The organism is Promicromonospora sp. NPDC052451 (genome assembly GCF_044547525.1).
In the GTDB taxonomy this organism is placed as follows: domain Bacteria; phylum Actinomycetota; class Actinomycetes; order Actinomycetales; family Cellulomonadaceae; genus Promicromonospora.
Genome location: NZ_JBIUAP010000024.1, coordinates 13,395 through 36,064 on the forward strand (window position 1 = coordinate 13,395; position 22,670 = coordinate 36,064).

The 22,670-nt window shown below is 73.2% G+C and carries 22 protein-coding genes; 12 read left to right on the top strand and 10 right to left on the bottom strand.

Features of this window, described 5'->3' with window-relative positions:
* Nucleotides 1–12: 12 nt before the first annotated feature.
* The 8 genes from ACIG47_RS26195 (at nt 13) to ACIG47_RS26230 (ending at nt 8,034) form a co-directional block, all read left to right on the top strand.
* On the top strand, nt 13–1,239 hold the full coding sequence (locus tag ACIG47_RS26195; RefSeq protein WP_397433995.1) for an inositol-3-phosphate synthase: 1,227 nt from the start codon (nt 13–15) through the stop codon (nt 1,237–1,239).
* Complete coding sequence (locus ACIG47_RS26200) at nt 1,236–2,252, top strand: SCO3242 family prenyltransferase (RefSeq protein ID WP_397433996.1); 1,017 nt, start codon at nt 1,236–1,238, stop codon at nt 2,250–2,252. The genes ACIG47_RS26195 and ACIG47_RS26200 overlap by 4 nt, the downstream gene beginning before the upstream one ends.
* A complete protein-coding gene (locus ACIG47_RS26205) occupies nt 2,249–3,136 on the top strand; it encodes a sugar phosphate isomerase/epimerase family protein (protein WP_397433997.1) in 888 nt (295 codons plus the stop codon). Before ACIG47_RS26200 ends, ACIG47_RS26205 begins: the two co-directional genes overlap by 4 nt.
* Complete coding sequence (locus ACIG47_RS26210; protein ID WP_397433998.1) at nt 3,133–3,804, top strand: EboA domain-containing protein; 672 nt, start codon at nt 3,133–3,135, stop codon at nt 3,802–3,804. The genes ACIG47_RS26205 and ACIG47_RS26210 overlap by 4 nt, the downstream gene beginning before the upstream one ends.
* Before the next feature lie 2 nt (nt 3,805–3,806).
* Nucleotides 3,807–4,685: a TatD family hydrolase gene (locus ACIG47_RS26215; RefSeq protein WP_397433999.1), complete on the top strand. Its 879-nt coding sequence runs from the start codon at nt 3,807–3,809 to the stop codon at nt 4,683–4,685.
* A 10-nt stretch (nt 4,686–4,695) separates the two neighbouring features.
* Nucleotides 4,696–5,913, top strand: a complete 1,218-nt coding sequence (gene eboE / locus ACIG47_RS26220) for a metabolite traffic protein EboE (protein ID WP_397434000.1) — start codon at nt 4,696–4,698, stop codon at nt 5,911–5,913.
* Nucleotides 5,910–7,313, top strand: a complete 1,404-nt coding sequence (locus ACIG47_RS26225) for an alkaline phosphatase family protein (protein WP_397434002.1) — start codon at nt 5,910–5,912, stop codon at nt 7,311–7,313. Before eboE ends, ACIG47_RS26225 begins: the two co-directional genes overlap by 4 nt.
* Before the next feature lie 136 nt (nt 7,314–7,449).
* Complete coding sequence (locus ACIG47_RS26230) at nt 7,450–8,034, top strand: DUF6069 family protein (RefSeq protein WP_397410581.1); 585 nt, start codon at nt 7,450–7,452, stop codon at nt 8,032–8,034.
* 9 nt (nt 8,035–8,043) lie between these two features.
* Here ACIG47_RS26230 and ACIG47_RS26235 read toward each other — a convergent pair whose 3' ends face one another.
* Nucleotides 8,044–8,703, bottom strand: coding sequence for a response regulator (locus ACIG47_RS26235; RefSeq protein ID WP_397434003.1), 660 nt, complete (start codon nt 8,701–8,703; stop codon nt 8,044–8,046).
* Entirely contained in the window at nt 8,700–10,088 is a 1,389-nt protein-coding gene (locus tag ACIG47_RS26240) for a sensor histidine kinase (RefSeq protein WP_397434005.1), read from the bottom strand. The genes ACIG47_RS26235 and ACIG47_RS26240 overlap by 4 nt, the downstream gene beginning before the upstream one ends.
* A gap of 108 nt (nt 10,089–10,196) precedes the next feature.
* On the opposite strand from ACIG47_RS26240, the gene ACIG47_RS26245 reads away from it, so the two are divergent.
* Entirely contained in the window at nt 10,197–11,018 is an 822-nt protein-coding gene (locus tag ACIG47_RS26245) for a GAP family protein (protein WP_397434006.1), read from the top strand.
* Nucleotides 11,019–11,095: 77 nt separating this feature from the next.
* Here ACIG47_RS26245 and ACIG47_RS26250 read toward each other — a convergent pair whose 3' ends face one another.
* From ACIG47_RS26250 to ACIG47_RS26270, 5 genes are all read right to left on the bottom strand, one after another.
* Nucleotides 11,096–12,226 (bottom strand): branched-chain amino acid aminotransferase, encoded by a 1,131-nt coding sequence (locus tag ACIG47_RS26250; protein ID WP_397434007.1) that lies wholly within the window; start codon nt 12,224–12,226, stop codon nt 11,096–11,098.
* A gap of 160 nt (nt 12,227–12,386) precedes the next feature.
* On the bottom strand, nt 12,387–13,445 hold the full coding sequence (locus ACIG47_RS26255; protein ID WP_397434009.1) for a 3-isopropylmalate dehydrogenase: 1,059 nt from the start codon (nt 13,443–13,445) through the stop codon (nt 12,387–12,389).
* A gap of 75 nt (nt 13,446–13,520) precedes the next feature.
* The gene (locus tag ACIG47_RS26260; protein WP_397434010.1) at nt 13,521–14,054 is read right to left on the bottom strand and encodes a pyridoxamine 5'-phosphate oxidase family protein; all 534 of its coding nucleotides are present in this window, start codon (nt 14,052–14,054) and stop codon (nt 13,521–13,523) included.
* Nucleotides 14,055–14,114: 60 nt separating this feature from the next.
* The gene (locus tag ACIG47_RS26265; protein WP_397434011.1) at nt 14,115–14,513 is read right to left on the bottom strand and encodes a VOC family protein; all 399 of its coding nucleotides are present in this window, start codon (nt 14,511–14,513) and stop codon (nt 14,115–14,117) included.
* Between the two features lie 131 nt (nt 14,514–14,644).
* Nucleotides 14,645–15,256: an ASCH domain-containing protein gene (locus ACIG47_RS26270; RefSeq protein WP_397434012.1), complete on the bottom strand. Its 612-nt coding sequence runs from the start codon at nt 15,254–15,256 to the stop codon at nt 14,645–14,647.
* Nucleotides 15,257–15,475: 219 nt separating this feature from the next.
* On the opposite strand from ACIG47_RS26270, the gene ACIG47_RS26275 reads away from it, so the two are divergent.
* The 3 genes from ACIG47_RS26275 to ACIG47_RS26285 all read left to right on the top strand — a co-directional run bounded on the left by ACIG47_RS26275 (nt 15,476) and on the right by ACIG47_RS26285 (nt 18,654).
* The gene (locus tag ACIG47_RS26275; protein ID WP_397434013.1) at nt 15,476–16,738 is read left to right on the top strand and encodes a glycine betaine/L-proline ABC transporter ATP-binding protein; all 1,263 of its coding nucleotides are present in this window, start codon (nt 15,476–15,478) and stop codon (nt 16,736–16,738) included.
* Nucleotides 16,731–17,657: an ABC transporter permease gene (locus ACIG47_RS26280; RefSeq protein ID WP_397434014.1), complete on the top strand. Its 927-nt coding sequence runs from the start codon at nt 16,731–16,733 to the stop codon at nt 17,655–17,657. Before ACIG47_RS26275 ends, ACIG47_RS26280 begins: the two co-directional genes overlap by 8 nt.
* A 97-nt stretch (nt 17,658–17,754) precedes the next feature.
* Nucleotides 17,755–18,654 (top strand): glycine betaine ABC transporter substrate-binding protein, encoded by a 900-nt coding sequence (locus ACIG47_RS26285; RefSeq protein WP_397410603.1) that lies wholly within the window; start codon nt 17,755–17,757, stop codon nt 18,652–18,654.
* Nucleotides 18,655–18,876: 222 nt separating this feature from the next.
* On the opposite strand, the gene ilvC is transcribed toward ACIG47_RS26285, so the two are convergent.
* The 3 genes from ilvC to ACIG47_RS26300 are packed head-to-tail and all read right to left on the bottom strand — an operon-like array spanning nt 18,877 to nt 22,428.
* Nucleotides 18,877–20,118, bottom strand: coding sequence for a ketol-acid reductoisomerase (gene ilvC, locus ACIG47_RS26290; RefSeq protein WP_397434015.1), 1,242 nt, complete (start codon nt 20,116–20,118; stop codon nt 18,877–18,879).
* Complete coding sequence (gene ilvN, locus ACIG47_RS26295; RefSeq protein ID WP_119142819.1) at nt 20,021–20,545, bottom strand: acetolactate synthase small subunit; 525 nt, start codon at nt 20,543–20,545, stop codon at nt 20,021–20,023. Before ilvN ends, ilvC begins: the two co-directional genes overlap by 98 nt.
* A gap of 5 nt (nt 20,546–20,550) precedes the next feature.
* Complete coding sequence (locus tag ACIG47_RS26300; RefSeq protein ID WP_397410607.1) at nt 20,551–22,428, bottom strand: acetolactate synthase large subunit; 1,878 nt, start codon at nt 22,426–22,428, stop codon at nt 20,551–20,553.
* Between the last annotated feature and the right edge of the window lie 242 nt (nt 22,429–22,670).

Sequence of the window (22,670 nt, forward strand, 5' to 3'; positions counted from 1 at the left end):
CGGGGAGCAATGATGCACGACGCCTCTGCACGCCATCACGCCGCAGAACGCACTGGAGTCTGGTTCGTCGGAGCCCGTGGCTCCGTGGCCACCACCGCGACGGTGGGCCTCGCGGCCATCGCGGGCGCCCAGGCGCCGCCGACCGGCTGCGTGACCGCGCGGGAGCCGTTCGCCTCCGCGGGCCTGCCCGAGTTCGCCGACCTCGTGGTGGGCGGGCACGACATCTCGGCCGTCACCATGACCAAGCGCGCCGAGCGGCTCGTGGAGACCGGGATGATCCCGCCGCGCCTGCTCGCCGCGACGCACGACGCCGTCGAACGGGCCGACGCCGAGGTGCGGCCCGGGTACGACCCGCACGCCGGCCACGGCTCCGGGCCGGACGCCGCCGTGTCCCAGCAGCCCGTGTCCCAGCAGGCCGTGGCCGAACGCCTCGCCGGCGACATCACCGCGTTCCGGGACCGGCACGGGCTCGCCCGGGTCGTGGTGATCGACCTGTCCTCGACGGAGCCGCCGGTCACCGACGTGCCCGAGCTCCACGACCCTGAGGCCCTGCTGACCGCCCTGGCGGACCCGGACCGCGCGGTGCTGCCCGCGTCGTCGGTGTCGGCGTACGCGGCGATCCTGGCCGGGGCGTCGTACGCGGCCTTCACCCCCTCGGCGGGCATGGGCGTGCCCGCCCTGACGGCGCTCGCGCGGGAGCGCGGCATCCCCGTGGCCGGGCAGGACGGCAAGACCGGGCAGACCTGGCTGCGCACCGTGCTGGCTCCCGCGTTCGCCGCCCGCGGCCTGAAGGTGCTCTCCTGGTCCGGCACCAACCTGCTGGGCGGCGGCGACGGCGCCACGCTCGCCGACCCCGACGCCGTGCGCAGCAAGCTCGCCACCAAGACCCGGGGCCTGACAGCGCTGACGGGCAGCGAGACCACGCCCCTGCACATCGACAACGTGCCCGACCTGGGCGACATCAAGGTCGCGTGGGACCACGTGCACGTCGAGGGCTTCCTCGGGTCGCGGATCACGCTGCAGACCACCTGGAGCGCCCACGACTCGATGCTGGCGGCCCCGCTCGTGCTCGACCTGGCGCGCCTGCTCGCCCTCGCCCACGCCGCCGGGATCAGCGGCCCCGTCCCGGAGCTCGGCTTCTTCTTCAAGGACCCGTGGACCTCCGACGTGCACGACGCCGCCGCCCAGGCGGTCGCGCTGGAGGACTGGGTGCGCCGCACCGCGCAGGCCCGCCCATGACGACGCGCGCGTCCCGCCGCTTCACCCCTCGCTTCAACCCTCCGCTGCGCACGCAGTCGTCGGCTCCCGGCGACACGGCGGCCGGCCCGACCGCCGCGCGCCGCGCCCGGCTCGCGGACCTCGCGGAGCTGGTGCGGGCACCCGCCGCGCTGTCCGTCGTCGGGGACTCGCTCGCCGGGCTGGCGGCCGCACGGGCCGCGGCACCCGTGCCGCTGCGCGCCCGCCATGCGCTGCTGCCCGTCGCGTCCGCGTGCCTGTACCTCGGCGGGATGGCGCTCAACGACTACGGCGACCGGCACGTCGACGCCGTCGAGCGCCCCGAGCGGCCCATCCCGTCCGGCCGGATCACGCCCCGGGGCGCACTCACGGTCGGCGCCGCGCTCACCGCAGGAGGCCTGACGGCGGCGGGCCTCGCGGGCGGACGGCGGGCGCTCGCCGTCGCCGTGCCGCTCGCCGCCTGCGTCTGGACCTACGACCTGGTCGCCAAGGACCGGCCGGCCGGTCCGTTCGTCATGGCTGCGTGCCGCGGGCTGGACGTGCTGCTCGGTGCCACGCCGGGCCGCGTGCGGGCCGCGCTCCCGGCCGCCGCCGGGCTCACGGCCCACACCCTCGGCGTCACCGTGCTCTCGCGCGGTGAGGTGCACGGCACGTCGCCGCAGGTGGCCGGGAGTGTGGCCGCCGGAACCGTGGCAGGGGCCGTCGCGGCGGCCGCCACGCCGTCGCGGAACGGGAACGGCGGAGCCGTCGCGCGGTGGGCCACCGTCGCGGCGGCCGCCGCCTACACGACGGCTGCCCTGCCCGGCCAGGTCCGCGCGGCGGCCGAGCCGACCGCGGCCAACGCCCGCACCGCCACCCGGTCCGGGATCCAGGCCATGGTGCCGCTCCAGGCGGCATGGGCGGCGCGGGCGGGAAGCCTGGGCACCACGGCGCTGCTCGCCGGGGTGGCCGCCGCCGGGTACGGGCTGCGGCTGCTGGGCCAGGCCCGCGGCCGGGCGGGGGTGAGCATCACATGAGGCCCCCGTTCCTGCTGGGCTACGGCACCAACGGCTTCGGCGACCACCCGCTGCACACCGCGCTCGACGTGCTCGACGACGTGGGCTACGACGCCGTCGCGCTCACGCTCGGGTTCCCGCACCTGGACCCGTTCGCCCCCGGTGCGCCCACCGAGGTCGCCGCCGTGCGGTCCCACCTGGCGCGCATGCGCGGCGGCAAGGGAGCGGCGGTGGTCGTCGAGACCGGCACGCGCTACCTGCTCGACCCGCTGCGCAAGCACCGGCCCACGCTCGTGGACCGCGACGCCGCCCTGCGGATGCGGTTCCTCGAACGGGCCATCGAGGTCGCGGCCGACCTGGACGCCTCCTGCGTCTCGTTCTTCTCCGGGATCCTGCCCGACGACGCCGCCCCCGCGGACGGCTGGGCCCGGCTCCGCGACCGCATCCCCGCGCTGGCCCAGTACGCCGGCGAGCGCGGCGTGCGGCTCGCGATCGAACCCGAGCCCGGCATGCTCGTCGAGACGGTCGACGACGCCCTGCGTCTCCTGGCCGACGTCGGCGAGCCGCCCGAGCTGGGCATCACCGTCGACGTCGGGCACTGCCTGGTGGTCGAACCCGGCGGTGTCGAGGGTGCACTGCGCGCCGCCGCGCCCCACCTGAGCAACGTGCAGCTCGACGACATGCCCCGCACCCACCACGAGCACCGCCCGTTCGGCGAGGGCGAGATCGACCTGCCGCAGGTGCTCGCCACGCTCGCCGACATCGGCTACACCGGCGTCGCCGCGATCGAGCTGCCCCGCCACTCCCACGACGCGCCGCGGCTCGCCCTGGACGGCCGGGCCGCCCTGATGCGGGCGTGGGCCGCGGTCATCGGAGCGCCCCTCAGCGAGAGGACCGTGTCATGAGCACCGACACCCCCACCAGCCCGGACGCCGGCCCGGACCCCGCATCCGCCTGGCTCGCCGCCGCCCGCGCCGACGTCGCGCGCGACCCGGACACGATCACCCGCGCGTTCGCCCTGGCGGCCCGCCGGGTCGGGCGCGGCCCGGTGCACCCCGCCAGCGACCCGGCCGGCGTCGTGCACGGCACCGTCGACGACGCCGCCCGCGCGGCCCTCGTCGTCGCGCTGGCCGACGCCGTGGGCACCGGCCCCGACTGCGCCGACCGCCTCACCACGCTCTACCACCAGGGCGACGGCGCCGAGCGGCGCGGCGTGCTGCGCGGCCTCGACGCACTGACCGAGCGGGGCGACGTCGGCGACCTCGTGCCCGCCGGGCTCGACCTCGCCGCCGACGCCCTGCGGGCCAACGACCCCAGCCTCGTCGCGGCGGCCGTCGGCCCCTTCGGGTCCCGGCACCTGGACCAGCACACCTGGCGGCACGCGGTGCTCAAGCTCGTCTTCCAGGGCGTGAGCCTCGCGGCCGTGCACGACCTGGACGCCCGCGCCGACGCCGAGCTCGACCGTATGGCCCGCGACTTCGCCGCCGAGCGCCGGGCCGCGGGCCGCACCGTACCCGCCGACCTCGACCTGCTCACCGGCACCAGCATCCGAACCGGCACGACGAAGGACTGACGATGCGCATCCTCGACCCCCACATCCACATGACGAGCCGCACCACCGACGACTACGAGGCCCTGTACGCCGCGGGCGTGCGCGCCGTCGTCGAGCCCGCGTTCTGGCTCGGCCAGCCGCGCACCTCCGTCGGCTCGTTCACCGACTACTTCGACTCGCTGCTCGGCTGGGAGCGGTTCCGTGCCGCGCAGTTCGGCATCCGCCACCACGCCACCATCGCGCTCAACCCCAAGGAGGCGAACGACCCGCGCTGCCGCGAGGTGCTCGCCGAGGTGCCCCGCTACCTGCTCAAGGACGGCGTGGTGGCCGTGGGCGAGGTGGGGTACGACTCGATGACGCCCGAGGAGGACGAGGTCTTCGCCACCCAGCTCCAGATGGCCCGCGAGGCGGAGCTGCCCGTGCTGGTGCACACCCCGCACCGCGACAAGCTCGCCGGCACCCGCCGCACCCTCGACGTGGTGCGCGAGTCCGGCACCGCGCCGGAGCGCGTGCTCGTGGACCACCTCAACGAGACCAACGTCGCCCTGGTGCGCGACGCCGGGGCCTGGGCCGGGTTCTCCATCTACCCCGACACCAAGATGGACGAGGACCGCATGGTCGCGCTCCTGAAGGAGTACGGCACCGAGCGGATGATCGTGAACTCCGCCGCCGACTGGGGCCGCTCGGACCCGCTCAAGACCGTGAGGACCGGGCGGACGATGCTCGCCGCGGGCTTCACCGAGGACGACGTCGACCAGGTGCTCTGGCGCAACCCCGTCGCCTTCTACGAGCAGTCCGGCAACCTCGTGCTCGACCCCGTGCCGGGCTTCACCGAGGGCGCGCCGCCCACCCCCGGCGTCGAGTTCGAGGGCTCGTCCGTGCTCCGCGGCGTGCGGGCCTGAGGGGGCCGGGATGCTGCTCTCCTACTGCACCAACGTGCACCCTGCCGAGGACCTCGACGGCGTCATCGACCAGCTCGCCCGGTACGCCGGCCCCGTCCGCGAGGCCGCGGGCCTGGACACGCTCGGCGTCGGCCTGTGGCTGCCCGCCGAGCTGGCCCACCGCCTGGACCGGTCGGCCGCCGACCGCGACCGTCTGCGCGCGGCGCTCGCCGAGCACCGGCTCCAGGTGCACACGCTGAACGCGTTCCCCTACGGCGGCTTCCACCGCGAGGTCGTCAAGCTCGCCGTCTACTCCCCCACCTGGGCCGAGCGGGCCCGGCTCGACTACGTGCTGGCCTGCGCACGGGTGCTGGCCGACCTGCTCCCCGAGGGCACCGCCGGATCCATCTCGACCCTGCCCCTGGCCTGGCGCGCCCCCTGGACCCGCGCCGACGACGACGAGGCGACCAAGGCCTTCGCCACGCTGTCCGCCGAGCTGCGGGCGCTCGCGGAGCGCACCGGACGCACCGTGCGGGTCGCCGTCGAGCCCGAGCCCGGCTGCGTGCTCGACACCGTGGACGACGTGGTGGCCTGGCTCGCCGCGCGCACCGGGCCCGAGTGGCCGGCCGACCGCCGCATCGACCCCGAGCACGTGGGCGTCTGCCTGGACACCTGCCACCTGGCGGTCTCGTTCGCCGACCCGGCGGGTGCCGTCCGGCGGATCACCGACGCCGGGCTGCGCGTGGTCAAGGTGCAGGCCTCGGCCGCGCTGGAGGTCGCGGACCCGTCCGCGCCGGGTGCGCGGGACGCCGTCGGCCGGTTCGTCGAGCAGCGCTACCTGCACCAGGTGCGCGAGCTGACCGCGGACGGCGAGGTGCTGACGTCCGACGACCTGCCGGTGGCCCTGGGGACCGCCGACCGGCGCCCCGGCCTGCCCGGCGACGGGCCGTGGCGCGTGCACTTCCACGTACCGCTGCACCACGAGCCGGCACCCCCGCTGGCCTCGACGACCCAGGTGCTGCGCGAGGCCGTCGACGCCGTCCGGGCCGCCCCGCACGGCGCCGAGGCGCACCTCGACGTCGAGACGTACACGTGGTCGGTGCTGCCGCCCGACGTGCTGCCCGCCGGGGAGGGCGAGCTGGTCGCGGGCATCGCCGCCGAGCTCCGCTGGGCCACGGGCCACCTGCTGCCCGACACCGTCGGGACCGCCACCCGCACCGAGACCGTCACGGAAGGAATCGACGCATGACACCCGTCCTGCTCCTCGACGTCGTCGGGCTCACCGCCCGCGCCCTGGCCCACATGCCGCGGCTGCGGCGCCTCGCGGGAGCGGGCTGGCAGTCCGAGCTCGCCACCGTGCTGCCCGCCGTCACGTGCAGCGTGCAGTCGACGATGCTCACCGGCCTCATGCCGGCCGAGCACGGGATCGTCGGCAACGGCTGGTACTTCCGCGAGCTGGGCGACGTGTACCTCTGGCGGCAGCACAACAAGCTGGTCGAGGGCGAGAAGCTGTGGGAGGCCGCCCGCAAGCGGGACGCGATGTACGCCGCCGACAACGTCTGCTGGTGGTACGCGATGGGCATGACCACCGACGTCACCGTCACGCCGCGGCCGATCTACCACGCCGACGGGCGCAAGTCGGCCGACGCCTACGTGCGCCCGGCAGCCGTGCACGACGAGCTGGTGGGCCGGTTCGGCGACTTCCCGCTGTTCACCTACTGGGGCCCGACGGCGGCCATCGCGTCGACCCGGTGGATCGTGGACGTGACGCGGCACCTGCTGCGCACGCGGACGTCCCAGCTCACGACGGCCTACCTGCCGCACCTGGACTACGACCTGCAGCGCTTCGGCCCGGACTCCCCCGAGGCGGACCGGGCGGCGGCCGAGCTGGACGCCGTGCTCGCGCCCCTGCTCGACGACGCCGAGGCCGCGGGCGTCACCGTCGTCGCCGTGGCCGAGTACGGCATCGGGCCGGCGAACCGCCCCGTGGACATCAACCGGCTGCTACGCCGCGAGGGCTACCTGGAGGTCTACACGCAGGACGGCCGTGAGCAGCTCGACCCGTGGACGTCGCGCGCCTTCGCCGTCGCCGACCACCAGGTGGCGCACGTGTACGTGACCGACCCGTCGGACGTCGCCCGCGTCGCCGACCTGCTGCGCACCGTCCCCGGCGTCGACGAGGTGCTGGACCGCGAGGCGCAGGCGAAGTACGGGCTGGACCACGAGCGGGCCGGCGAGCTGGTCGTGGTGGCCGAGCCGGGCGCGTGGTTCACGTACTACTTCTGGCTCGACGACGACCGGGCCCCGGAGTACGCACGCGGCGTGGACATCCACCGCAAGCCGGGCTACGACCCCGCCGAGCTGTTCTTCGACCCGGCCGACCCGCTGGCCAAGGCGAAGGCCGGGCTGAACCTCGTGCGCAAGAAGCTCGGCCTGCGCTACGCGATGAGCACGACGCCGCTCGACGGGTCGTACGTGCGCGGCACGCACGGCCGCCTGCCCGACTCGTCGGCGGACACGCCGCTGCTCCTGTGCTCGGACGCGAGGGTCCCGGCGTCGGTCGAACGCTGGGTCACGGACGACGCGGGGCAGGTCCCGGCGGCGTCGGTCAAGGACCTGGTGCTGGACCTGCAGGGCCTGCTGCGCTGACCTCGCGCGTCGTCGCGTCCCCGGGGCACCACGGTGACCCGGGGACGCGACACGCCGGTCCTGTAGCCCCCTGCCGTGCGCCGGGGTCCGATCCGTGGTGGAGTGGACATACGGCTCACAACCGGGAGGTATCTCAATGAGTGACCCGAACCGGCCCTACGACCCCGAGTACGGGGAACAGCCGCCGCCTGCCTACCCTCCGCCGCCCGCCCAGGTGCCCGGCACCCCCACCCAGCCGGTGGGCCCGGCCCGCGGCGAGGCGCACGTGCAACCGGTCACCTCCGGCACCGAGAACCCGCGGCTCGGCCTGGAGGTGGGCCGGTACTGGGCCGGCGCGCTGGCGACGGTCCTGGTGGCCGCCCTGATCGGGCTCGCCGCGGACTTCATCCTCGAGGAGGTGCTCGGCCTGGAGGTCCACGCCCAGGCCGACCTGTTCGGCACGGGCTCCGACCTCATGGCCTGGGTCGTGGCCGGGGCGCTCTTCGCGCTGCTGGCCGCGGTCGTGCTCTACCTCTTCGTGCTCAGCACCCCGCGCCCGCGCTCGTTCTTCGGCTGGGTGGTCGCCCTGGCCACCGTGATCCTCGCCGCCGTGCCGTTCGCCGACCGGGCGGACATCGTCCCGGCGGTGCTCGCGGCCGTGGTCTGGATCATCATCGGGTCGGCGGTCTACTCCCTGCTCACGGGGACGCTGAGCCGCACGGTGGTGCAGCAGCGGGGCTGAGGCTGGGCGTCAGGCGAGGCCCGCGTCGCGGGCCGCGATGGCGGCCTGCACGCGGGACGTGACGCCGAGCTTGGCGAGCACCCGCGACACGTGGGTCTTGGCCGTGGCCTCGCTGATGGTCAGCCGGACGGCCAGCTCGGCGTTCGAGAGACCGGACCCGAGGCCCGCCAGGACGTCGAGCTCCCGGGGTGTCAGGTCCTCCGGCAGGGTGACCGCGGGGGCCGCCCGGCCGCCGGCACCGTTCCCGGTGCGCGGCGCGCCGAGCTCCGCGATGAGCCGCCGGGTCACCTCGGGCGCCACGACGCCGTCCCCCGCCGCGACGTGCCGCACGGCGTCCACCAGGGCGGTCGCCTCGGCCGTCTTGAGCAGGAAGCCCGCGGCCCCGGCACGCAGCGCGCCGAACACGTACTCGTCCAGGTCGAACGTGGTGAGCACCAGCACCTCCGCCAGCCCCTCCTCGACGATCCGCCGGGTGGCGGTCACGCCGTCGGTGCCCGGCATGCGCACGTCCATCAGCACGACGTCGGGGCGCAGCGCCCGCGCGTTCGCCACGGCCACCGCGCCGTCACCGGCCTCGCCGACCACCTCGATGTCGCCGGCCGTCGCGAGCAGCATCCGCAGGCCGGCGCGGATCGCCGCGTGGTCGTCGGCGAGCAGCACGCGGATCATGCGCGACGCCCCGGCGCAGCGCCGTCCGAGGGGTCCGCACGGCGCGGCAGCGGCAGGGTGGCGCGCACGCGCCAGCCCGCACCGGCCGTCTCCCCCGGGTCGCGCGCCGGGCCCGCCTCGAAGGTGCCACCGACCGCCTCCACCCGCTCGCGCATCGACACCAGGCCCAGCCCGGTGCCGCCCGCGCCGACGGGCGGGTGCGCAGGATCGCCGGGCCGTGCGCCGACGTCGCGCACCTCCACCTCCAGCTGCCCGTCCGCCGCGAAGCTCAGGTCGGCGTGGGCGCCGCCGTGCTTGTGCACGTTGGTCAGGGCCTCGCGCACCACCCGGTAGACCGCGTGGTCCACGGCGGCCGGGAGCACGGCAGTGCCCGTCAGCACGCCGTCGGGATCCGTGACCGCCAGGTCGAGCCCGGCGAGGCGCGCCTGGTCGAGCACGGGGGCGAGCTGCGCGACGCGTGGTGCGGCGAGCAGGTCGGAGACACCCGGTCCTGGGCCTGGTCGTGGCCCCGGTCCCGGGGCCTGTCGTGCGCCAGGTCCCGCGGACGAGCCCTCCGCGCTCCCAGCCGTCGTCTCGGCACGCAGCACGCGGATCATCGCCTGCATGTCCTGCAGCGAGGCCAGGCTCTCCGCCCGGACGGCCCGCAGCGCGGCACGGTCCCGGTCCGGCTCGGCCGGGCCCGCGAGCGCCGCGCCCGAGGTGATGGTGATCGCGGACAGGTGCGACGCGACCACGTCGTGCAGGTCGCGTGCGACGGCGGTGCGCTCGGCGCGGACGGCGTCGTGCCGTGCGGCCTCGGCGAGGCGGAGCAGGGCGTTGCCGCGCTCCCGTTCGAGCCGCTCCCGTTCCTCGGCGGCGGCGGCGAGCTCCCGGCCCTGGCGCACGTTGGCGCCCCACCACATCGGCATGACCAGGAGCGTGCTGGCCTGGAGCCCGCCGAGGACGGCGCCGCGGAGCTCGCCGGAGGCCACACCCGCGAGGACCGAGACCGCGAGCACCGCGACCGTGACGCCGGCGACCGCGACCCGCCGTGCCGCCCGGCGTCCGTGCAGGTGGACCGCGTACAACGCCTCCCAGAGGATCACGATGAGGCCCACGCTGCCGCCGAGCGCGACGTCGGCGACGAAGGCGACCGTGGCGACGCCGAGCGCGCCCAGGGGATGGATCCGGCGCCAGACCAGGGCGGTGCAGCCGACGACGGCGGGGACGACGAACCACCAGACCGGCACGTCCGGCGGGCCGCTCCAGGAGGTCCGGACCAGGCCGAGCGCGTCGAGCCCGAGCGCGATGACGAGCAGGCTCGCGGCGGTGATGACGTCGCCCCGGCGGTCCTCGGCCAGCACGGCCCGGGCGAGGGGCTCGATGCGGTCGGGCAGGCGGGGCATGCCACCATCTCAGCACGAGACGGCGCCGGCCGGGTCATCCGAAGGATGTAGGCGGGGTCGGCGCTTCGGCCGATGTGCCCGCCGCCCGCCGGCACGAGGCTGTGCCCCATGGACCTCTTCTCCGCCGAGCTCACGGGGACCGCGCTGGTCGGCGCCCTGGTGGTGCTCGCGCTCATCGACTCCACGAGCTTCGGCACGCTGCTCATCCCGGTGTGGCTGCTGATGTCCCCCGGTCGGGTGCGGGTGGGCCGGATGCTGCTGTACCTGGGCTCGATCGCCGGGTTCTACGCCCTGGTGGGGCTGGCGATCCTGCTCGGCGCGAACGCCCTGAGCGACGCGCTCACCACCCTGTCCGGCACGCGGTGGTTCCTGATCGCGCAGCTCCTGGTCGGCGTGGGACTGTTCGCCTGGAGCTTCAAGCTGGAGCCGGTCGCCGGGCGCAAGCCCGCGGCGGCGGTCGCCGGCGGTGCCGCGGACAGCGCCCCGGTGCCCGTGGGCGCGGCCTCGCCGGTGAGCGGTCCCACGGCGGACACCGCCCCCGCGACGCGTGCGGGCCGGCTGAGCCGCTGGCGCGAACGGGTGCTCGGCAGCGAGTCGGGGAGCGGGTCCGCACTGGCCCTGCTGGCGGTCGGCGCCGGTCTGGTCGAGGTCGCGACGATGCTCCCGTACCTCGCGGCCCTCGGCCTGATCGGTACGCAGGGGCCGGGCTGGCCGGCGTCGGGCCTCTGGGTGCTCGGGTACTGCGTGGTCATGATCGCGCCCGCGCTGGTGCTCACCGCCGCGCGGGTCTTCGCGGCGCGGCTCGTGGAGCGCCCGCTCGGGCGGCTGGACGGCTGGCTGACGCGCAACGCCGCGAGCACCACGGCGTGGGTGGTGGGCATCGTCGGCTTCCTGGTGGCCCGCGACGCGATAGGCCGCCTGTGGGGCTGACGCCGGGAGAGAACCGGGCGAGGCAGGACGACAGCGAGATCGCTGCGGTTCTGCCTCGCCCTGGTTCTACCGGCGGGTCAGGCCAGGCGACGCATCCAGCCGTGCCGGTCCGCGGCGCGGCCGTACTGGATGTCGGTGAGCTCCTGGCGGAGCGCCATGGTGAGCTCGCCGGGCTCCCCGCCGTTGACCTCGTGGTCGAACGTCGCCCCGGCCAGGCGCCCCACCGGGGTCACGACGGCCGCCGTGCCGCACGCGAAGAACTCCTTGATCCGCCCGGACTCGAGCCCGGCCGAGACCTCGGTGAGCGGGATCTGCCGCTCCACCACCTCGTACCCGCGGTCGGCGGCGAGCTGCAGCACCGAGGCGCGGGTGATCCCCTCGAGGATCGAGCCAAGCTCGGGCGTGTGCAGCGTCCCGTCGTCGGTCACGAGGAACACGTTCATGCCCCCGAGCTCCTCGAGGTAGGTGTTGGTGGCCGCGTCCAGGAAGCAGACCTGGTCGAAGCCCTCCCGCTGGGCCTCGAGCTGCGGCAGCAGGCTCGCGGCGTAGTTGCCGCCGAACTTCGCGTCGCCGGTGCCTCCGGGCGGTCCGGCGCGGTGGTACTGCTCGGACACGTAGATCGACACCGGCTGCACGCCGCCCGAGAAGTACGGGCCGACCGGCGAGGCGATCACGAGGTACTCCGCCTCGACGGACGGGCGCACCCCGAGGAACACCTCCGAGGCGTACATGAAGGGCCGCAGGTACAGGGACGAGTCCTCGGTGCCCGGCACCCAGTCGATGTCCGTGCGGACCAGCGCGGCGAGGGACCCGATGAAGTCGTCCACGCTGAGCGCCGGCAGGGCGAGACGGTGCGCCGACCGGGCGAAGCGGACGGCGTTCTGGTCGGGGCGGAACGTCCAGACCGAACCGTCGGCGTGCTTGTAGGCCTTGAGGCCCTCGAAGATCTCCTGCGCGTAGTGCAGCACCGCCGTCGCCGGGTCGAGCTGGAGCGGCCCGTACTTCTCGATCCGCCGGTCCTTCCAACCGTCCGTGCTGTTCCACGAGATCCGCGCCATGTGGTCCGTGAACACCGTGCCGAACTTCGGCGCACGGAGCGCCTCGGCGCGCTCGGCGTCCGACGTCGGCACGTCGGTGGGCCGCACGTCGAAGAGCGCCACCAGGTCTTCGAGCGGGGCGGGGAGGATGGGATCCGTCGTTGTTGTCATGTCGATGCCTTTCACCGGAATGCTGCTGTCAGTCTTCCACGCCCGGCGAGGCAGAGGGAGCGTTCGGAGCCGGGCGCCTGCCCGGACGGCCCTCGACATGCGAGAGCGGCGCCCGGGATCCGTCTCGCGTGACCCGTGCGCCGCTCTCGTGGAACGTGCGTTACCCGGTCACGCGGGCCGCGATGTCGCGGCCTACCTGCTCGGTCGTGCGTACGACGTCGCCACGCTCCGCGAGGTCCGCGGCCACGGCGTCCTGGACGCGCGCGGACTCGGCCGCGAAGCCCAGGTGGTCCAGCAGGAGGGCGACAGAGAGGACGGTCGCCGTGGGGTCGGCCTTGCCCTGGCCCGCGATGTCGGGCGCCGAGCCGTGCACGGGCTCGAACATGGACGGTGCGGTGCGGTCGGGGTTGATGTTGGCCGACGCCGCGAGCCCGATGCCGCCCGAGATCGCGGCAGCCTGGTCGGTGAGGATGTCGCCGAAGAGGTTGTCCGTCACGATCACGTCGAACCGGCTCGGGTTCGTGGTCAGGTAGATGGTCGCCGCGTCCACGTGCGCGTAGTCGGTGGTCACGTCGGGGAACTCCGCGTTCACGGCCTCGACGGTGCGCCGCCACAGGTGACCCGCGTGCACGAGCACGTTGTGCTTGTGCACGAGCGTCAGGTGCTTGCGCGGCCGGGCGTTCGCCCGGGCGAACGCGTCACGGACCACGCGCTCGACGCCGAACGCGGTGTTCACGCTGACCTCGGTGGCGATCTCCGCGGGCGTGCCGACGCGCAGCGCGCCGCCGTTGCCGACGTACGGGCCCTCGGTGCCCTCGCGCACGACGACGAAGTCGATCTCGCCCGGGTTCGCGAGCGGGCTGGTGACGCCCTGGTACAGCTTGGTGGGGCGCAGGTTGACGTAGTGATCCAGCGCGAAGCGGAGCTTGAGCAGCAGACCGCGCTCCAGCACGCCGCTCGGGACCGACGGGTCACCGATCGCGCCCAGCAGGATCGCGTCGTGCGCCTTGATCTTCTCGAGGTCCTCGTCGGTGAGGGTCTCGCCGGTCGCGTGCCAGCGGCGCGCGCCCAGGTCGAACTCGGTGGTCGAGAGCTTGGTGCCCGACGGCGCGAGCGCCGCCTCGAGCACCGCGAGCCCCTGCTCCACGACCTCCGTGCCGATGCCGTCTCCTGCGACGACCGCGAGGTCGATGCCGTCTGTCGTAGCCGCCTGTGCCATGTCCGGAGCCTACGCGTGCGGGCAGCCGGATGAGACGCCGGTCTCACGGAATGGACGCAGCGCGGGCATCCCGCGTCAGTCGAACGACCAGGCAGTCGCACCACCCGGATCCCGCACCCACAGCGCGTTCGCCCGGGTGGGCGTGACCCGGTAGACGTGCCACGGGGCCGGCCCCGCCGACGGCGCGCTGTACGGGGCGGTGAGTGCCGTGCCCGACTCGTCCACCGTCGCCGGCCAGCCGCCGTCCGCCGCGATCTCCGCGATGTGCGCGACCACGCCGGCGTCGGTGACCAGCTCGGCGACGCCGTCGACCACGACGTCGTAGTCGTCGGCGGCCACGGCGATGGTGCACCGCGGCTCACGCTCCATGTTCCGGCCCTTGCGGACGCCGCGGCCGGAGACGACGTAGAAGGCGCCGTCGTCCCAGAACGCACCGACGCCCGTGGTGTGCGGGCTGCCGTCGGCGTTGACCGTGGTGAGCCAGTGCGAGTGCCGGTCGGGGCCACGCCCGCCGGGGGCCTGGTCCCCGATGTCGACGAGCGCCGCGTCCACCGCCGCCCACTCCAGCGGCGGCAGATCGTAGAGGCCTGCAAGGTTCTTGGACGTCACGTGTGTGCTCATACCAGGGCCGACCGCCCGGGCGGTCAGAACTCATCGCCCCGCCGGCACCTACTGGTCCCGGGCCGACAGCACGCAGAACTCGTTCCCGTCCGGGTCCGCCAGCACGGTCCAGGTCGCCGTGGGCGGCTGCCCCACGTCGATCACCGTGGCCCCCAGCCCGACCAGCCGGGCGATCTCGGCGTCGCGATCGTCGCCCGTGTGCGGCGCGAAGTCCCAGTGCAGCCGGTTCTTCCCGGCCTTCTCGTGCTCCACGGGCACGAACACCATGCCCGGTGGCATCCGATGGAACTCCAGCGACTCCGACAGCTCGAGCGCCCACGGCGGAACGACCACCGACTCGCCGTCCGTGTCGAAGATGACCTCCCAGCCGAGCGCCTCGGCCCACCAGCGGGCCAGCTTCTTGTGGTCCGTGGACTCCACCACCGTCGAGTACCAGCGCAGCGCCATCGCCCTCACCCTTCATCAGGATCGTCGCCTGCCGGAGGTCGAGCACCCCCTGACCAGGCCGAGACCACCACCGTAGGGCGAGCCACTGACAACGACGGGGGCGCGCGGTCGCCGGCCCCCGTCGTGGCGGCTCAGGGCTTGGGGTAGAGCAGCTCGAACCGCTCGCACACCAGCGGCATGTCCGGCGCGAACTCGCGGCCCCCGCCGAGCGTCCTGCGGAAGTACGCCTCGTGGCCCGCGCGCCACGACTCCAGCGTGCGGTCGTCCTCGCCCTCCGCGGCCGCGAACTCCTCGTCGACCTGCTCGAACGTCGTGGTCTCGACCCTCGTGGTGCGGATCAGCGCCCGCGGGTGCCCCTCGCCGTCGAGCAGGATCGACAACTCACCGGCCAGCGGCAGGGGCGCGCCCTCGTCCTCGTAGTCCCACAGCGCCGACGACGTCGCCGTCTTGTCGCCCGCCAGCACGGCAGCGAGCAGCTTCTCGGCGAGCTCGGGCTCGTCACCGAACGACCACGCCTGCGGCGGCACGGTCTCGCTCACCGTCTGCCCCACCACGATGCTCGCCTTGGCCATGCCCGCGTACTGCCGCGTGGCCGCCCAGAAGTCGAGGACCTCGGTGGCGAGCTCCGACTCCTGCCCCGACACCGCCTCGGGGTCGAAGGTCGCGGGGTCGAAGGGCTCGGCCGAGGCGTCACCGGTCGGCTCGTTGTCATCCGCGGCCTGCGGGTTCACGTCGTGGGTCACGGGGACATCCTGCCCTAAGCGCCCGTCCGCCACGAGGTTCGGCCCACGTTACGAACGCTGAACGATCCGGTAACGAACACTAAGCGAGTTTGCATGTACAGGACCGGTCATGGTCTGGTGAACGGCGGTTCACGTCGCACCGACGTTCCTTTTCGAGACTTTTCGTAACCAGTTCCTGCCCAGATGAGACCGAGACAACTGCCAAGACGAGGGGGCTCTGTGCCAGCAATCGAGGCACATCACCTGTACAAGGTGTTCGGCCGCAAGGGCCGCGAGGGCGTCAAGCGCCTCCAGGCCGGAGCCGACGCCACCGACCTGAAGGCCGCCGGCCTGACACCAGCGGTCATCGACGCGTCGTTCACCGTGGAAGAAGGCGAGATCTTCGTCGTCATGGGCCTGTCCGGGTCCGGCAAGTCGACGCTGATCCGCATGATCAACGGGCTCCACCCACCGACCGCCGGGCACGTGGAGCTCTACGGCGAGAACATCACCGCCGCCACCGGCAAGGACCTGCGCCGCCTGCGCCGTCAGCGCATCAGCATGGTCTTCCAGCACTTCGCGCTGTTCCCCCACCGCAGTGTGGTCGACAACGCCGCCTACGGCCTGGAGACCCAGGGCGTCGGCAAGGAGGAGCGCCGTGCGCGGGCCCACGAGGCCCTGGAGCTGTGCGGGCTGAGCGGCTGGGACGAGCACCTGCCCAGCGAGCTGTCCGGCGGCATGCAGCAGCGTGTGGGCCTGGCCCGCGCGCTGGCGGCCGACACGGACATCCTGCTGATGGACGAGGCGTTCAGCGCCCTGGACCCGCTGATCCGGCGGGACATGCAGGACCAGCTCATCGAGCTGCAGCAGAAGCTCGGCAAGACCATCCTGTTCATCACGCACGACCTCAACGAGGCCATGCGGATCGGTGACCGGATCGCCATGATGCGCAACGGGCGGATCGTCCAGGTCGGCACCGCCGAGGAGATCCTCACCGACCCGGCCAACGACTACGTCGCCCAGTTCGTCGCCGACGTCGACCGCACCCGGGTCCTGACCGCGTCGTCCGTCATGGAGCCGCCCGCCGCCGTGCTCGGCGCCGAGCAGGGTCCGCGCGCCGCGCACAAGCTGATGCGCGAGCACCAGATCCCGGCGATGTTCGTCACCGGACGTGACCGCACCCTCAAGGGCTACGTCACCGAGGACGAGGTCGGCCGGCACCTGGAGCAGAAGAACCTCGACGGCCTGCTCAGGCCCGTCCCCGAGGTGGCCCGCGTGTCCCCCGACACCTCGCTCGCCGACCTGTTCGGCCCGGCCGCCGAGACCCCCGCCATCGCGGTGGTGGACGACGCCGGCCGGCTCAGCGGCGTCGTCCCGCGCATCACGCTGCTCTCGGCGCTCGCCGCGCACACCGAGACCGACGCGCCGGGCGACGGCGTGACCGGTGCCGCCGGCGCGCCGGCCCCCGACCACCACCACACGAAGGAGGCCGTCCTTGACTGAGATCGCGGCTCCCCAGACGATCGTGCCGCCGATCCCGATCGGCAGCTGGCTCGAGACCGGCTTCACCTGGTTCAAGCAGACGTTCGACGCGCTCTTCGACGTGATCGGCGACCTCATCACGGGCGCCATCAACGGGATCGCGGACCCGCTCCTCGCCGTGGACCCCCTGGTCCTCGTGATCGTGCTCGCGCTGCTCGGCTGGCTCGTGCGCAACTGGAAGCTCGGGGTGGGCGCCCTGGTCGGCCTGGTCCTGATCATCGGGATGGACATGTGGGAACCGGCCATCGAGACCCTCGCCCTGGTGGTGGTGGCGACCGTCGTGGCGCTGATCCTGGGCATCCCGCTGGGCATCCTGGCGGCGCGCTCGCCCGTCGTCAGCCGCATCACCAAGCCCGTCATGGACTTCATGCAGACCATGCCCGGCATGGTCTGGCTGCTGCCGGTGCTCAAGCTGTTCAGCATCGGCGTGGCCGGCGCGCTGGTCGCCACGGTGATCTTCGCCCTGCCCCCGGCCGTGCGGCTCACGGAGCTCGGCATCCGCCAGGTCGACGGCGAGGTCGTCGAGGCCGGGCAGGCGTTCGGCGCGGGCCCGCGCCAGATCCTCAAGGACATCCAGCTCCCCCTGGCCCTGCCGACCGTGATGGCCGGTGTCAACCAGGTGATCATGCTGGCGCTCTCGATGGCCGTGATCGCCGGCCTCGTGGGCGGCGGCGGCCTGGGCAACGAGGTGGTCGGTGCGATCTCGACCCTCAACCTCGCCCGTGGCTTCGACGCCGGGATCTCCGTGGTCATCCTGGCGATCTTCCTCGACCGGCTGACCGGTTCGATCGGCTCCGGCCGGCCCGGACGCGGCCGGCTCCGCGAGCTGCGCGACCGGTTCACCCGCACCCCCGCCGGGACGGCGGCGGGGACGGCCTGAGCCGCTCGGTGCACCACACCACGTCAACCCATCACGTCAACACACCTCACGTGACAGTTCGTAACGAACCCCAGATATACGAAACGGAAGGAAACCGATGATCGGCACCACCGGCAAGCGGATCGGAGCAGCCACGACGGCGCTCGGCCTCGGCCTGAGCCTCGCGGCCTGCAGCTCGGGCGAGGGCAGCGGCGAGAGCGGGGGCGACCAGACGATCACGCTGGGCATCATCCCCTCGTGGACCGACGGCCTCAGCACGGCCTACCTGTGGAAGAACGTCCTCGAGGAGGACGGCTACACGGTGGAGATCCAGGAGATCAACGACGCCGCGCCGTTGTACACCGGTCTCGCCGAGGGCGACATCGACGTCTATCCGTCCGCGTGGCCCGAGGTCACGCACGCCGCCTACATGGACGAGTACGGCGACGACATCGAGGACCTCGGCGCCTACTACGACAACGCCAAGCTGACCATCGCCGTGCCCGAGTACTCCGAGCTGCGGTCCATCGAGGACCTCGTGGGCAGGAGCGCCGACTACGACGGCAAGATCGTCGGCATCGAGGCGGGCGCCGGCCTGACCAAGGCCACCCAGGAGCAGGTCATCCCGCAGTACGGCCTGGACGAGGACGGCTGGGAGCTGCAGACCTCCTCGACCCCCGCCATGCTGAACGCCCTCGACGAGGCCGTGCAGGCGCAGGAGGACATCGTCGTCACACTGTGGCGCCCCTTCTGGGCGAACAACACCTTCCCGGTCCGCGACCTCGAGGACCCGAAGGGCGCGCTCGGCGAGGCGGAGGGCCTGCACGAGCTCGCCACCGCCGGCTTCAGCGAGGAGTTCCCCGAGGTCGCCGAGATGATGGCGAACGCGAAGCTGACCGACGAGCAGTACGGCAGCCTGGAGGACCTGGTCGTCAACGAGCACGAGGGCGACCCGGCCGCCGGCGTCGAGGCCTGGCTCGCCGACAACCAGGACTGGGTCGACTCCCTCCAGGGCTGACCCACCTCGGTGCCGCCTCCGGGTGGTCGGCGGTCCCCGCAAGGTGCGCTTCTACCCAGCGATCGTGCCCACGAATCGCATTGCCGGCGGGCACGATCGCTGGGTGGAAGCGCACTCCTCGCGCGGGGTGCCGGCCGGTTCAGGAGGCCGGCCCGCGAAGCACGGCGCCCCCACGCACCAGCTGGTGCGTGGGGGCGCCGTGTTCTGCCGGCGGGCGCGGGGTCAGCGCGCCGCGCTGCCCTCGACGTAGTCGGAGTCGGCCGGCTTGATCCACGAGAACATCTTGCGCAGCTCGCGGCCCGTGGCCTCGATCGGGTGCTGCTCGCCCTTGGCGCGCAGCTCCTTGAACTCCGGGGCGCCCGCGTCCTGGTCCGCGATGAAGCGCGCGGCGAACGTGCCGTCCTGGATGTCGGAGAGCACGGCCTTCATGTTCTCCTTGACGCGCGGGTCGATGACGCGCGGGCCGGAGACGTAGTCGCCGTACTCGGCGGTGTCCGAGACGGACCAGCGCTGCTTGGCGATGCCGCCCTCGATCATGAGGTCGACGATCAGCTTGAGCTCGTGCAGCACCTCGAAGTACGCGACCTCCGGCTGGTAACCGGCCTCGGTCAGCGTCTCGAACCCGTACTGGACCAGCTGCGAGGCACCGCCGCACAGCACGGCCTGCTCGCCGAAGAGGTCGGTCTCGGTCTCCTCGGTGAACGTCGTCTTGATACCGCCGGCACGCAGGCCGCCGATGCCCTTGGCGTACGAGAGCGCCAGGCCCCAGGCCTCGCCGGACGCGTCCTGCTCCACCGCGACGATCACGGGCACGCCGCGGCCGTCGGCGAACTCGCGGCGCACGATGTGGCCCGGGCCCTTGGGGGCGACCATGAGCACGTCGTGGCCGGCCTCGGGCTTGATGTAGCCGTAACGGATGTTGAAGCCGTGCCCGAAGACGAGCGCGGCGCCCTCCTTGAGGTTCGGCGCGATGTCGTCGGCGTACAGGTGCCGCTGCACCTGGTCGGGCGCGAGGATGACCACCACGTCGGCGTCGCGGACGGCGTCCGGCACGGTGGCGACGGTGAGACCCTCGTTCTCGGCCTTCTCACGGGACGACGAGCCCTCGCGCAGGCCCACGGTGACCTGCACGCCGGAGTCGCGCAGGTTCAGGGCATGCGCGTGACCCTGGCTGCCGTAGCCGATCACGGCAACCTTCTTCTGCTGGATGATCGACAGGTCGGCGTCATCGTCGTAGAACAGCTCAGCCACGGTTCTTGCTCCTCGGTGTGTATCTCGGTAAAGGTCAGGGGGGTTTGTCGCCGCCCGGGACCGACGTTCCGTTTCGGGCAGGCACCTCGTGCCCACCCTCCACGTCACTCTGGTCTCAGGCGGATCGCACCGCGCGCTCGAGCGCACGGTCGGTGATGGACCGGGCGCCCCGGCCGATGGCCAGGGTCCCTGACTTGACGATCTCACGGACACCGTACGGTTCCAGCGCCGCGAGCAGGGCGTCGAGCTTCGCCGCCGGACCCGTGGCCTCGATGACCACGGCCTCCGGCACGACGTCGACGACGCGCGCCCGGAACATCTCGACGACTTCCAGCACCCCGGTTCGGGTGGCGGCATCTGCCCGCACCTTGACGAGCAGGAGCTCGCGGTGCACGGACGACTCGGGTTCGAGCTCGACGATCTTGATCACGTGGACGAGCTTGTTGAGCTGCTTCGTGACCTGTTCCAGGGGGTGTTCCTCGACGTCGACCACCACGGTGATGCGCGAGATCTCCTCGTGCTCCGTGGGGCCGACGGCCAGGGAGTGGATGTTGAACGCGCGACGGGCGAACAGTCCGGCGACGCGCGTGAGCACGCCGGGCTTGTTCTCCACGAGCACGGACAGGGTGTGCCTCGACATGGGGGTCAGTCCTCTCGCTCCCACGCCGGCGAGATGCCGCGTGCGTACTGGATGTCGTCGTTGCTGACGCCGGCGGCGACCATGGGCCACACCATCGCGTCGCGCGAGACGGTGAAGTCCACGACCACGGGCCGGTCGTCGATCTCGTTGGCCCGCTTGATCGCGGCGTCGACGTCGGAGGCGTGCTCCACGCGGATGCCCTCGCAGCCGTACGCGTCGGCGAGCTTCACGAAGTCCGGCACGCGCATGGTGCCGTGCCCCGTGTGCAGGTCGGTGTTGGAGTAGCGCGACTCGTAGAACAGCGTCTGCCACTGCCGCACCATGCCCAGCGAGCTGTTGTTGATCAGCGCCACCTTGATGGGGATGTCGTTGATCGTGCAGGTGGCGAGCTCCTGGTTGGTCATCTGGAAGCAGCCGTCGCCGTCCACGGCCCACACGGTGCGGTCCGGCTGGCCCACCTTGGCGCCCATCGCGGCGGGGATGGAGTAGCCCATCGTGCCGAGGCCGCCGGAGTTGATCCAGGTGTTGGGGTGCTCGTAGCTGATGAACTGCGCCGCCCACATCTGGTGCTGTCCCACGCCGGCCACGTAGATGGCGTCCGGCCCGGTCAGCTCACCGAGGCGCTGGATCACGTGCTGCGGCGACAGCAGGCCGTCCGCCGTCTCGCTGTAGCCGCGCGGGTAGGTGCGGCGCCACTCGTCGAGCTGGCGCCACCAGCCCTCGACGTCGGGGCGGCCGTGCTCCTCGTGCTCCCGCGCCAGCTCGGGCAGCAGGTCACCGATGACCTCGCGCAGGTCCCCCACGATCGGCACGTCCGCCTCGCGGTTCTTGCCGATCTCGGCGGGGTCGATGTCCGCGTGCACCACGGTGGCCAGCGGCGCGAAGCTCGACAGCTTGCCCGTGACGCGGTCGTCGAACCGGGCGCCGAGCGCGAACACGAGGTCCGCCTTCTGCAGCGCCGCCACCGCGGGCACCGTGCCGTGCATGCCGGGCATGCCCAGGTGCTGCGGGTGGCTGTCCGGCACGGCGCCGCGGGCCATCAGCGTGGTCACGACGGGCGCCCCGGACAGGTCCACGAGCTGGCGCAGCAGCTCGGACGCGCCCGCCCGGATGACGCCGCCGCCCACGTACAGGACGGGTCGGCGGGCCGTGGCCAGCAGCTTCGCGGCCTCGCGGATCTGCTTCGAGTGCGGCTTGGTCACGGGGTGGTAGCCCGGCAGGTTCAGCTCCTGCGGCCACGAGAACGTGGTGCGCGACTGCATCGCCGACTTCGCGATGTCCACCAGCACCGGCCCCGGCCGCCCGGTGGAGGCGATGTGGAACGCCTCCGCGATGGTGCGCGGGATCTCCGCCGGGTCCGTGACCAGGTAGGAGTGCTTGGTGATCGGCATCGTGATGCCGACGATGTCCGCCTCCTGGAACGCGTCCGTGCCGATCGCGGCGCTCGCGACCTGACCGGTGATCGCCACCATCGGGATCGAGTCCATGTTCGCGTCCGCGATGGGCGTCACCAGGTTGGTGGCGCCGGGGCCTGACGTCGCCATGGTGACGCCGACCCGGCCCGTCGCGTGGGCGTAGCCGGAGGCCGCGTGGCCGCCGCCCTGCTCGTGGCGCACCAGGATGTGCCGCAGCTTGGCGGAGTCCATCAGCGGGTCGTAGGTGGGCAGGATCGCGCCGCCGGGAATGCCGAACACGACGTCCGCACCGACCTCCTCGAGGGAGCGGACGATCGACTGCGCCCCCGTCACCTCCTCCGGCCCGACGCGCGGTGCGGGGGCCTCGACCTCGGCCTTGCCGCCTACGCGGGACCGAAGCTCGGTACGCACCTGGTCACGCGCCTCGGCGCGCGCGGCGATCTGTGCGGGTGTCGGTGTGCCGGTCATGCGGTTCTCCTGCCGTCGCGCCCCGTCCTGGGGCGAAAGCGAGCGTTCGTGACAACAAAAAAACCCCGGGTCCTCTGATGAGAAGGACTGCCAGGGTGAGCGCGCGGACGATGCCTGTGCTGGGCCTAGGCCGCGCGCTCAGGAAGTACTACGAGAATGATCGTCTGCACGCGCAGCACGTTACGCCGAATCCGGGCCGGTGTCATCCAGCGGGCCAAAGGTCCCACGATCCGAGACGGGCG